Origin of the sequence: Acidovorax sp. IB03, assembly GCF_016406015.1 — a bacterium.
In the GTDB taxonomy this organism is placed as follows: Bacteria; Pseudomonadota; Gammaproteobacteria; order Burkholderiales; family Burkholderiaceae_C; genus Acidovorax; species Acidovorax temperans.
The window spans coordinates 20748-32346 of the sequence record NZ_JAEFCH010000045.1; the positions used below are offsets into that span (position 1 = coordinate 20748).

The window sequence follows — 11599 nt, forward strand, 5'->3', positions numbered from 1 at the left end:
AAAAACAAAAGGCGAACTTTCGTTCGCCTTTGTTTGTATGGTGGTGGGTCCTGACGGTCTCGAACCGCCGACCTACTCCGTGTAAAGGAGCCGCTCTACCAACTGAGCTAAGGACCCGCCTAAAACAATTTTCAGTTCACAGCATCTTTCAATGCTTTGCCTGGACGGAACTTCGGAACTTTAGCAGCTTTGATTTTAATCGCAGCGCCGGTACGGGGATTGCGACCTGTGCGAGCTGCGCGCTTGCCCACTGCGAACGTACCAAAACCAACCAGAGAGACAGTACCACCCTTCTTCAGGGTCTTCTTGACGGCTTCAATGGTCGACTCCAGAGCGCGTGCAGCGGCTGCCTTGGAGATGTCGGCATTGTTAGCGATGTGCTCGATCAGTTCGGTTTTGTTCACAAGAAGCCTCTCGGGAATAGCGTTGATGGAATGTCTCGGGTATCTGGCCTTCATACGTCAAAGCGCTTTGCTGAAGAGCGTTAGCTTAGGACGGGGGAATGACTGGGGTACGCAGCAGGGTCTGCTGCGTCAGATTAAAGCCATCGACTTCCGGGGTGTCAATACAACACGCCGTTTTGCGGCGCCGTTGCGTGAATTCTAGTCTCATTTCTGCGCCCCGCCGGGCATGCAGCGCGTTTTTGTCGCCCCCATGCCGCATGAGCGGCTTCACCGATTGACACCGGCCAGACACTGTGAGGCTGCGCCAGATCGCGCTCAGCGAACCCGGGCGCGAATTTCAGGAAGGGCTTTTTGCAGGTAGTAAACCATCGACCAGACAGTGAGCACTGCAGAAGCCCAGATCAGCCAAGTGCCCCACACGCCCGTGTCGATCACGCCAAACAAGCGCCCGTCGTACAGCAGGAAGGGGATCGCCAGCATCTGCACCGTGGTTTTGACCTTGCCGATCATGTGCACGGCCACGCTCTTGCTTGCGCCGATTTGGGCCATCCATTCGCGCAGGGCCGAGATCGCAATTTCACGGCCAATGATGATGAGCGCCACGAACACATCGGCGCGCTGCAAATGCACCAAAACAAGCAAGGACGCGCACACCAGAAACTTGTCAGCGACCGGATCCAGAAACGCACCAAACGACGAGGTTTGGTTGAGCTTGCGGGCCAGAAATCCGTCCAGCCAATCGGTGGCGGCAAACACCACAAACATCACCGTGGCGAGGAGATTGCGGGTGGCCGGATCGATGGGTGCGTAGAACACCCCCACGATCAAAGGTATCGCGACAATGCGCGTCCAAGTCATCAAGGTGGGGATAGTCCAAAACATGGGCGCAATTGTGTCATGCACCCGACGTCCCGGGCGTGATCTCTGGCGAGCGCTGGCTTTTTGCAAAGGTGGTGCCTGCGGGCGTCAAAGTCTCAACGCAGGCAAATCCACAGGAGGCGCATAGCCCAAGACACTGACCGCAACAGCCCACCCATCTGTGGCGGCGGCGCCACGGCCTGGACGACAGAAGAATCAACCCTAGGGATCCCCTGCACAAATCACCGCGCCGTGTGCATCTGCGGCCTCGGGCGGTCTGCTGCGTTGCAAATCCTCGCAATAGCTGCGGCTATTGCTGCGTTTTGCGCCTTGCAGCCCATCCCGATCCGCAGCGCTTACTTGCCGCTCGATTCGTGCAGAGGATCCCTAGCGCAAGGCGCGGTAAATCTCTTCCGCCAGCTCGCGCGAAATGCCTTCCACCGTGGCGATGTCTTCCACGCTGGCAGCCGCCACGCCGCGCACACCACCAAAGCGCTGCAGGAGGCGGGCGCGCTTCTTGGGGCCAATGCCGGGGATTTCTTCCAGCTGCCCTCCGCCCACGCGCACCTTGGCACGCGCGGCCCGCATGCCGGTGATGGCGAAGCGGTGGGCCTCGTCACGGATCTGGGCGACCAGCATCAGCGCGGCAGAGTCTTTGCCCAGGTAGATCTTTTCGCGCCCATCGGCAAACACCAGTTCTTCCAGGCCTACCTTGCGGCCCTCACCCTTTTCCACGCCCACGATGCGGGCCAGGTCCAGGCCCAAGGTGGCGAACACCTCACGGGCCACACCCACCTGGCCCTTGCCACCGTCGATGAGCACCAGGTCGGGCAGGCGCGCAGCCCCCTTGCGCTGCGGCGCTGCGCCATCGGCCCCTGCCGTGGCAAAGTCGATACCGCCCTCTTCGCGCTGGGCCTCCACCACCTTGCTGTAGCGCCGCATCAGCACCTGGCGCATGGCAGCGTAGTCGTCGCCACCTGTGATGCCCTCAATCTTGTAGCGCCGGTACTCGCTGCTCTGCATCTTGTGGTGGTGGAACACGACGCACGATGCCTGGGTGGCCTCCCCTGCGGTGTGCGAAATGTCAAAGCACTCGATCGTGAGCTGGTCCAGGTCTTCGGGCGGCAAGTCCAGCGCCTCGGCCAGCGCCCGCGTGCGGGCCTGCTGCGAGCCCTCTTCGGCCAGCAGGCGGGCCAATTGCAGGTCGGCGTTCTTCTGCGCCATGTCGAGCCAGGCGCGGCGCTGTTCGCGGGGCTGGTGGATGGCGTTCACACGCAGGCCACTTTGTTCGGTCAGCGCGTCCAGCAGGGCTTTGTCCACCGGCACGCTGGTCACCAGCAACGGCGGCACGGGCACGCCGATGTAGTGCTGGGCGATGAAGGCTTCGAGTACCAGCGCCTCCACCGGGCGCGCGGGGCGAGACGGGGTGGCTACCGCCTCGTCTGCGCCATCACCACCCTCTTCCTCGAACACCGCAGCGGCATCCTCTACGTGCACGGGGAAGTAAGGCCGGTCACCCAGGTGGCGGCCACCGCGCACCATGGCCAGGTTCACGCAGGCGCGGCCGCCCTGCACGCGCACGGCCAGGATGTCCACGTCCTTGTCGTCCGCAATCTCGATGGACTGCTGGTGCAGCACGCGCGACAGTGCCTGGATCTGGTTGCGCACCTCGGCCGCTTGTTCAAATTCGAGCTTGTCGGAGTGCGCCATCATCCGCGCCTCCATGGCCTGCAGCACCTCCTGCGTTTCGCCGCGCAGCAGGGCCTCGGCATGTTGCACATCGGCGGCGTAGGCCTCGGGCGAGACCCAATTCACACACGGGCCGCTGCAGCGCTTGATCTGGAACAACAGGCAGGGCCGCGTACGGTTGGCAAACACGGTGTCTTCACAGGTGCGCAGGCGAAACACCTTTTGCAGCAGCTGGATGGTTTCCTTTACCGCCCAGGCGCTGGGGTAAGGGCCGAAATACCGGTGGCGCTTGTCCACCGACCCCCGGTAATACGCCATGCGCGGAAACTTCTGGCCCGGCGCATCGCCCGTAGCGGCCGCGGTACCGGTGATCTTGAGATACGGGTAGCTCTTGTCGTCCCTGAACAGGATGTTGAACTTGGGGTTCAGCGACTTGATGAGGTTGTTTTCAAGCAGCAGCGCCTCGGCCTCGGAGCGCACCACCGTGGTCTCCATGCGCACGATCTTGCTGACCATGTGGCCGATGCGCGTGCCGCCATGGTTCTTGGTGAAGTAGCTCGACACGCGCCGCTTAAGGTGGCGCGCCTTGCCCACATACAGCAGCGCGCCCTGGGCGTCGAAATAGCGGTAGACACCAGGCAACGCGGGAAGCGCAGCCACCTGCGCCAGCAGTTCTTCGGAATGCACATCAGACATGGCGCGTATTGTGGCAGCGCCCTGCGGTCACCCCTGAACGCTACAGCGACACAACCAACGGCACCCATAAAGCTAGCAATTTGCGCCTTATTGACGAATGCTAGGACCATCTTTTATTGATGGCGTGGCTTTGTCGTCATATGTATTAGCGTAGTTGAATGACTTTTTTATGAGAAACCGAGCAATGGCATCGGTGATAGGGGCGCCAATTGCATGCTCAATCCATAGGTATTTGCCATACGGATTGATATCCAGAAGATAATAATCACCAGCGCGATTGACGCAAAGGTCTATTGTGGCATAATCAAGCTTCAACTGCATACAAATATTATTTATTTCTTCGGATATTTTCTCCGGAAGATCATATGGAGTATGCGGCGTATTGGGCAAATCGTATGCACGCCAATCTATACGGCCCGCATCTGATTTTGTTGCATCGATTTTGCAAGCGAAGATCTGATTGCCGACAATGGTCAAGCGTACATCATATATTTTATCGATGTACTCTTGAAGAAGCACAGGGCATTCGTTTGCCTGTCCAAAATCAAGAAAGTCATCGCGCTGCACTAGAGATGCCAAAAGCATAGTGGGTTCGCCATCCAGACTCAATTGCATTTGATGCAATGTTTTAAGAATGACAGATTGATGCGAATTCACAAAAAAATTCAGCAATGATTCCTTGTTGTTGCTGACGAGAGTTTTGGGCTGTCTTAAGAATTGGGTGATTGGGGCACTGATGTAACGTATCTTATTCTGGTTTGCCATGGCATTTGAGACGGAGTCGTTCAGAAGCACTTTTTTGCGCTCAAGCACTGCGTAAACCCCCTCCATAGATTCTCTCCATGTGAAAAACCAGAACTTCAATTCTTGATTGAATTCCTGTGCGGTCGTAGAAAATAGAGGAAATATCGGCTGGAGCACCAACGCTGCCATTACACTGTCAAGGCAAACGGTATTGCCGCCTTGGTTAATTTTTATAGTCGATGAATGCCCATGATTGTGCGAGAAAATGAAACTGGTATCTTTCAGGCTACATCTTGCAGTAGAAATTATGGTGCAATCATACCCAAGCATATTAGTTTTATTGCATATCTCTTGGGCATGTGGGTCTTTGGGGTTTCCAAAAATTGCGATCATGCAAATAAAAAGCGCCTTTCGGCGCTTTCTTTATTCATTTGTGTAGTCGTCAGCCTGGTTTTTTCCGGAGAATGTGGCAGTCTGAATGCCTAGCGTGCCATTGTGATTGACTGGCTTCCAAGACCACTTCTCCGAATCCATATCTACGGAAGGATTAGGCTTGAGAAATTTTAGCGTGTATGCTTTTTCGATGCTGACGGGATTTTCGTTATTTGCTTGCATGAATTTCCTTTTTTTACAAATTAGACAATCTCATTGTTCTAAAAATAGAGAAGCGAGTAAATTAGAAAATTTCTATTATTTTTTATTTTTATTAGTTTTTTTCTATTCGCATATGAATCAGAAAGTGTGTTGTGTTGTGTTGTGTTGTGTTGTGTTGTGTTGTGTTGTGTTGTGTTGTGTTGTGCCAGCCTCACTCCGCCTCGATCCTCGAGGTCTTCACCACCTGCGCCCAGTTGGCCAGATCGGTCTTGACCTTGTCTCCCAGCTGCGCCGGGGTCTGGTAGTCGGCTGTAGCGCCCTGCTCCAGCGCCTTTTGCTTGAAGGCGGCGCTTTGCACCACGGTGCGGATGTCGGCGGTCAGCTTGTCCACCACCGGCTTGGGCACGGCGGCGGGCACAAACACGGCAAACCACGACGTGGCATCGACCTTGGAGTAGCCCGCCTCTGCCGTGGTGGGCACGTCGGGCAGGCTGGGCAGGCGTTCTTTGCCGGTCACGGCCAGCACGCGCAGCTTGCCGCTGGCGATGTGCGGCATGAACGGGGGCGCTGTCCCAAACGTCAGGTCCACCTGGCCGCCCAGCAGGTCTTGCAGCGCAGGGCCGGTACCTTTGTAGGGCACGTGCACCATCTTGATCGCGCCCTGCTGCTCCAGCATGGCGCCGGTCACATGCTGCAGCGACCCATTGCCGGACGAGGCGTAGTTGAGCTTGCCGGGGTTGGCCTTGGCGTAGGCAATCAGCTCGGGCAGCGTCTTCACCGGCAGGTCGGCCCGCACCACGATGATCTGCGGGGCCGAGATGACGTTGGCCACGGGCTGGAAGTCGCCCTGGTCCCACTGCTTTTGTTTGGTGATGTGGGGCGAGATGACGTGGTAACCCGAGTACTGCATGAACACGGTGTAGCCATCGGGCTCGGCACGTTTGACGATGCTGGCCGCAATGTTGCCGTTGCCGCCACCCTTGTTGTCCACGATGACCGACTGGCCCAGCACCGGGGCCAGCGCCTGCGCCAACATGCGGGCCGACAGATCGGTCGTGCCGCCTGCGGCGGTGGGCACCACCATGGTCACATTTTTGGTGGGGTAGGTGCCCTGGGCCCAGGCGCCGGTGCACAAGGCCGTGGCCAACGCCCCCAGGGCGATGGTGCTGAATTGTTTGCGGGTAATGTTCATGTCTCTGTCTCCTTGTTGTTGCTGAAATAAAAAACTCTACGACCGCGCAAGCGCCCGCTCGCGGATCGCATCGAAATCGGAAGGCACGGGGTGCAGCGCCAGGCGCGGGCCTGCCTTGGCGATCTGGCTCGGAATGTCGTGGCCGATGAGCGCAGGCAGCTGCTGCGCCGCAGCCACCAGGGCGCCCAGGTCCACGCCTGTGTCGTAACCCATCAACGCCAGCGCGTGCACGATCTCTTCGCTGCACACATTGCCGCTGGCGCCCGGTGCATACGGGCAGCCACCCAAGCCACCCAGCGAGGCATCAAACCGGTCAGCACCCGCGTCGATGGCCGCCAGCACATTGGCCAGCCCCATGCCGCGCGTGTTATGGAAATGCAGGGTGAACTCCACCCCCGGCCAGCGTGCGCGGGCTGCCGCCGTGAGCCGGTGCACCTGCGTGGGGTAGGCCATGCCCGTGGTATCGCACAGCGTGATGCCGCGCACGCCCAAGCCCACAAAACGCTGCACCCAGCCGAACACATCGGCCTCGGGCACGTCACCTTCCATAGGGCAACCGAACACGCACGACAGCGACACATTCACCGCCACGTTGGCGCCCTGCGCCAGGGCCACCACCTGCGCCAGCGCTGTGAACGACTGCTCCTGCGTCATGCGCAGGTTAGCCAGGTTGTGGGTGGCACTGACGGACATGACCAGGTTCAGCTCGTCCGTGCGCGACTCGATGGCGCGCTCTGCACCGCGCAGATTGGGCACCAGCGCGGTGTAGACCGTGCCTGGGCGGCGCGTGATCTCGCGCATCACGATTTCGGCGTCTTTCAGCGCGGGGATGGCGGTGGGCGATGTGAACGAAGTCACCTCGATCTTGGACAGACCGGCGGCCGACAGCGCATTGCACAGCGCGATCTTGTCGTCGGTGGGCACAAAGGCCTTTTCCATCTGCAGGCCATCGCGCAGCCCCACTTCCTGCAGGTGGATGCGGCGGCCCGCGCCTTGCCAAACGGTGCTGGGTGCGTTCATTGCACTACTCCTTTGCTGCGCAGCAGGGCAATCTGTTCGGCATTGAGCCCCATTTCTGCCAGCACGGCATCGGTGTCATCGCCCAGGTGCGGCGCGCTGCTGCGAATGGTGCCCGGCGTGGCCGAGAGCTTGGGCACGATGCCCGGCACTTCCACGCTGTAGCCATCGCGCGTCTCTTGCGTCAGCAGCATGTCGCGGGCCCGGTAGTGCGGGTCTTCGGCAATGTCCTTGGCGGTGTAGACCTTGCCAGCGGGGACGCGGGCAGCGCCCAGCGCGTCGAGCACCTGCTGCACGGTGCGCTGCGCGCTCCAGGCGCCAATGGCCGCGTCGATTTCCTCCACACGCGCCACGCGGCCGGTGTTGTTGGCCAGGTCGGGCGCCGCGCCCAGGTCCGGCCGGCCGATGGCGTCCATCAACCGCTTGAAGATGCTGTCGCCATTGCCCGCCACCAGCACCCAGCCGTCCGTGCAGGGGTAGGCGTTGCTCGGTGCAATGCCCGGCAGCGCACTGCCAGCCGCCTCGCGCACGGCGCCAAAGGCACTGTATTCAGGGATCAGACTTTCCATCACGTTGAACACGGCCTCGTGCAGCGCTACGTCAATCACCTGGCCTTTGCCGCCGTTGACCTTGCGGTGGTACAGCGCCGTGAGCACGCCGATGGTGCCGTGCAGCGCCGCCAGCGTGTCGCCAATCGACACGCCCACCCGCACCGGCACTCGGCCGGGCTCGCCCGTCAGGTGGCGCAGGCCGCCCATGGCCTCGCCGATGGCACCAAAACCGGGCAGGTCGCGGTAGGGCCCCGTCTGGCCGTAGCCCGAGATACGCAGCATCACCAGGCCGGGGTTGAGTTGATGCAACTCTTCGGGCGACATGCCCCAGCCTTCGAGCGTGCCGGGGCGAAAGTTTTCCACCAGCACATCGGCCTCGGCAATCAGCTGGCGGGCGATGTCCTGGCCTTCTTTTTGCCGCAGGTCCAGCGCCACCGAGCGCTTGTTGCGCGACTGCACTTGCCACCACACCGAGGTGCCTTCCTTGATCAGTCGCCAGTTGCGCAACGGGTCACCAGTCTCGGGTGCCTCGATCTTGATCACATCGGCGCCAAACTCGCCCAGCGTCTTGCCGCAAAACGGCCCGGCGATCAGCTGGCCCATTTCAATGACGCGCACGCCTTGCAGTGCGGCGGGGCTGGGTGGAAGGGGCGGTGCGGCGGGCGGCAAAGCCATGTGCTGGTTCTCCTGCAAACAATCAATGCGTTGGGGTTTGGCGGGCATCATGCGCAAGGGCGGGCGCACCGCAAAACGCTGATGCACGAAGCCGCCATCGCAAACGGGCATGGCTGGGTCGCTCGGCAGTACCATCGGCAGACCATGAAACTTGATCCCGTGTCCCTGCGGCTTTTCGTAGCCGTGATGGAAGAAAGCACCATCGCTGCCGCGGCAGAGCGCGAACACCTGGCGGCATCCGCCGTCAGCCGCCGCCTGGCCGACCTGGAAGACGCCCTGCGCGTGGACCTGTTCACTCGCAGCAACCGCGGCGCCACCCCCACGGCCGCCGCCTTTGCCTTGCTGCACCTGGCGCGCGGCGTGCTCAATGACCTGGACGGCATTGCCAGCCAGATGCGCGAATACGGCACCGGCGTGCGCGGCCATGTGCGCGTGGTGGCCAACATTTCGGCCATCACCCAATTCCTGCCAGCCCAGCTGCAAAGCTTCATGGCGCTGCACCCTCAGGTAGATGTGCGGCTGCAGGAACAGATCAGCACAGCCATTGCCAATTCGGTGGCCGAGAACGCGGCCGACATCGGCATCCTGAACGATGGCGACTACGGCGACCGGGTGGCCCTGCTGCCCTACCGCACCGATGAGCTGGTGCTGGTCATCCCCTCTGAACACCCCTTGGCGCGGCGCAAGGCCGTCAAGCTGTGCGAGGCGCTGGCATACGACTTTGTGGGCGCCCACCCTGGCAGTGCCATCAACAACCAGCTCACCCAGGCGGCCGCACAGGCCGGGCTGCCGCTGAAGCTGCGCATCCAGGTCACCAGCTACGACGCGCTGTGCCTCATGGTCAACGCCGGGCTGGGCGTAGGGGTCATGCCCCGGGGCAGCGCGGCGCTGTACAAAGGCACGCTGGGCATCCGCACCATCACCCTGAATGAGCCGTGGGCGCACCGCCACCTCAAGTTGTGCGTGCGTACGGAAGAATCTCTCTCCAGCGTGGCGCGCCTGCTGGTGGACCACCTGCGCATGCCATGAAACGCCCCCCCCTGAGGCCCTGCGGGCCTTCCCCCCGCTCTCGCAGCGCCGTGCGCTGCGGGCAGGGGGACGCCGCCAGCGCGGCGGGGCGACCCTTGCGCGGCGGCCCCGGCCTGGGCAGCGCCAGTTTCGTGAGCCATGGGTGATGCTCGCAACATGAACCACTGATATGAGCCGAACCCACCTCCCCACTTTGACCACCCAGCCCAGATTGCAGTGGGACGTGTTCTGCCGCGTGATCGACAACTTTGGCGACATTGGCGTGTGCTGGCGCCTGGCAACCCAGCTGGCCTGGCAAGGCCAGCGCGTGCGCCTGTGGGTGGACGACGCCTCGGCCCTGGCCTGGATGGCACCACAGGGCTGCCCCGGCGTGGAGCTGCGCGACTGGCACGCCCCGCCCCCTGGCGCGCAAGAAGCACCCACTGATGTGATGGTAGAGGCCTTCGGCTGCGAAATTGCTCCTGAATTCATAGCTGCTACCGCTTACCGGGCAAACGCCAGAGGCCAAAAACCAGTATGGATCAACCTGGAATACCTGTCGGCAGAGCGCTATGTGGAACGCAACCACCGCCTGCCCTCGCTCCTCTCCAGCGGGCCCGCCCAGGGCTGGACGCGGTGGTTTTTCTACCCAGGCTTCACCGCCGCCACCGGCGGCCTGCTGCGTGAACCCGACTTGATACAGCGGCAAGAAGCGTTTGACGTGGCCGCATGGCAGAACGCGCATGCGCACCCCAGCCTGCCAGCGCCAGCCGGTGCCGCCGTGCGATGGATGTCCCTGTTCTGCTACGAGCCCGCCGCCCTGCCCCAATGGCTGCAGCTTTGCGAGGCCGCCAGCACGCCCACCCACCTGCTGGTGGCCCCTGGTCGCCCCGCGCACGCGGTGCAGCAGGCGCTGGGAATTTCAAGCAAAAATGCGCTCCAGGGCACGACAGATAAGCGCGGGCAGCTATACATTTCATACCGCACGCCTTGCCCCCAGGCGGCTTTTGATGAAATGCTCTGGGCTTGCGACCTCAATGCCGTGCGCGGAGAAGACTCCCTGGTGCGCGGCCTGTGGGCTGGCAAGGCGCTGGTCTGGCACATCTACCCGCAGGACGACGATGCACACCACGCCAAGCTGCAGGCCTTTCTGGACTGGCTGCAAGCACCCGCGTCACTGCGCCAGTTACACAACACCTGGAACGGCCTGGATGACTTGCCCCTGCAGTGGCCCGATGACGACACACTGCGCGAATGGACGGCGTGTGTGCAGGCGGCCAGGGCCCGACTGCTGATGCAGGACAACCTTGTTGCACAGCTTTTAGGCTTCGTAATGGAAAAACGGTAAAATCCAAGGCTTTGCGCAATTCCTACGCGGCACTCCCGTGCCCCGCAACAGCGCACTTCCGCCGCGGAACATGCACCGGCGGGCCCCGCCTTCATCAGCAGCCCGTCCGCATTGAGCGGCCCCAACCCAAGCAATCAGCTATGAAAATCGCTCAAGAAATCCGCGCCGGCAACGTCATCATGCACGGCAAGGACCCCATGGTCGTCCTGAAGACCGAATACGCCCGTGGCGGCCGCGGTGCTGCCACCGTGCGCATGAAGCTCAAGAGCCTGATCGGCAACTTCGGCACCGAAAACGTGTTCAAGGCCGACGACAAGATCGACAACGTGATCCTGGACAAGAAAGAGTGCACCTACTCTTACTTTGCCGATCCCATGTACGTTTGCATGGACGCTGACTACAACCAGTACGAAGTCGAAGCCGAAAACATGGGCGACGCACTGAACTACCTGGAAGACGGCATGGCCCTGGAAGTCGTGTTCTACGACGGCAAGGCCATCTCGGTGGAACTGCCCACCAGCGTCGAACGCGAAATCACCTGGACAGAACCCGCCGTCAAGGGCGATACCTCTGGCAAGGTTCTGAAGCCCGCCAAGATCGCTACCGGCTTCGAAGTGGCCGTGCCCCTGTTCGTGTCGCAAGGCGACAAGATCGAAATCGACACCCGCACTGGCGAATACCGCAAGCGCGTCTAAGGTCTCACTGGCCGCTGTGCCAGCCGCCTCACTTGTGAGGTGGCGCAGACCACAAAAAAAGGAGCCTTGAAGGCCAATGCCAGTAAGTTAAGCAAAGGCCCTTCGGGGTCTTTGTTGTTTGTACAGTG

10 protein-coding genes and 1 tRNA gene are annotated in these 11599 nt (G+C 61.1%); 3 read left to right on the plus strand and 8 right to left on the minus strand.

The window, feature by feature from the left end; translation table 11 throughout:
* Positions 1 to 41 precede the first annotated feature (41 nt).
* From IHV84_RS17965 to IHV84_RS18000, 8 genes are all read right to left on the minus strand, one after another.
* A tRNA-Val gene (locus tag IHV84_RS17965) sits at positions 42 to 117 on the minus strand.
* Between the two features lie 14 nt (positions 118 to 131).
* Positions 132 to 404: an HU family DNA-binding protein gene (locus IHV84_RS17970; RefSeq protein ID WP_044396762.1), complete on the minus strand. Its 273-nt coding sequence runs from the start codon at positions 402 to 404 to the stop codon at positions 132 to 134.
* 315 nt (positions 405 to 719) lie between these two features.
* The gene (gene pgsA / locus IHV84_RS17975) at positions 720 to 1286 is read right to left on the minus strand and encodes a CDP-diacylglycerol--glycerol-3-phosphate 3-phosphatidyltransferase (RefSeq protein WP_198847885.1); all 567 of its coding nucleotides are present in this window, start codon (positions 1284 to 1286) and stop codon (positions 720 to 722) included.
* 363 nt (positions 1287 to 1649) lie between these two features.
* A complete protein-coding gene (uvrC, locus tag IHV84_RS17980; protein WP_198847886.1) occupies positions 1650 to 3647 on the minus strand; it encodes an excinuclease ABC subunit UvrC in 1998 nt (665 codons plus the stop codon).
* An 87-nt stretch (positions 3648 to 3734) separates the two neighbouring features.
* Entirely contained in the window at positions 3735 to 4784 is a 1050-nt protein-coding gene (locus IHV84_RS17985) for a RimK family alpha-L-glutamate ligase (RefSeq protein WP_198847887.1), read from the minus strand.
* A 412-nt stretch (positions 4785 to 5196) separates the two neighbouring features.
* Complete coding sequence (locus tag IHV84_RS17990; protein WP_198847888.1) at positions 5197 to 6177, minus strand: tripartite tricarboxylate transporter substrate binding protein; 981 nt, start codon at positions 6175 to 6177, stop codon at positions 5197 to 5199.
* A 36-nt stretch (positions 6178 to 6213) separates the two neighbouring features.
* Complete coding sequence (locus IHV84_RS17995) at positions 6214 to 7197, minus strand: hydroxymethylglutaryl-CoA lyase (RefSeq protein ID WP_198847889.1); 984 nt, start codon at positions 7195 to 7197, stop codon at positions 6214 to 6216.
* On the minus strand, positions 7194 to 8420 hold the full coding sequence (locus IHV84_RS18000) for a CaiB/BaiF CoA-transferase family protein (RefSeq protein WP_198847890.1): 1227 nt from the start codon (positions 8418 to 8420) through the stop codon (positions 7194 to 7196). Before IHV84_RS18000 ends, IHV84_RS17995 begins: the two co-directional genes overlap by 4 nt.
* 144 nt (positions 8421 to 8564) lie before the next feature.
* Between IHV84_RS18000 and IHV84_RS18005 the strand changes: the two genes are divergently transcribed.
* From IHV84_RS18005 to efp, 3 genes are all read left to right on the plus strand, one after another.
* Positions 8565 to 9449: a LysR family transcriptional regulator gene (locus IHV84_RS18005; protein ID WP_198847891.1), complete on the plus strand. Its 885-nt coding sequence runs from the start codon at positions 8565 to 8567 to the stop codon at positions 9447 to 9449.
* Positions 9450 to 9618: 169 nt separating this feature from the next.
* A complete protein-coding gene (earP, locus tag IHV84_RS18010) occupies positions 9619 to 10776 on the plus strand; it encodes an elongation factor P maturation arginine rhamnosyltransferase EarP (protein WP_198847892.1) in 1158 nt (385 codons plus the stop codon).
* Between the two features lie 140 nt (positions 10777 to 10916).
* Positions 10917 to 11471, plus strand: coding sequence for an elongation factor P (efp, locus tag IHV84_RS18015; RefSeq protein ID WP_066697648.1), 555 nt, complete (start codon positions 10917 to 10919; stop codon positions 11469 to 11471).
* Positions 11472 to 11599 lie beyond the last annotated feature (128 nt).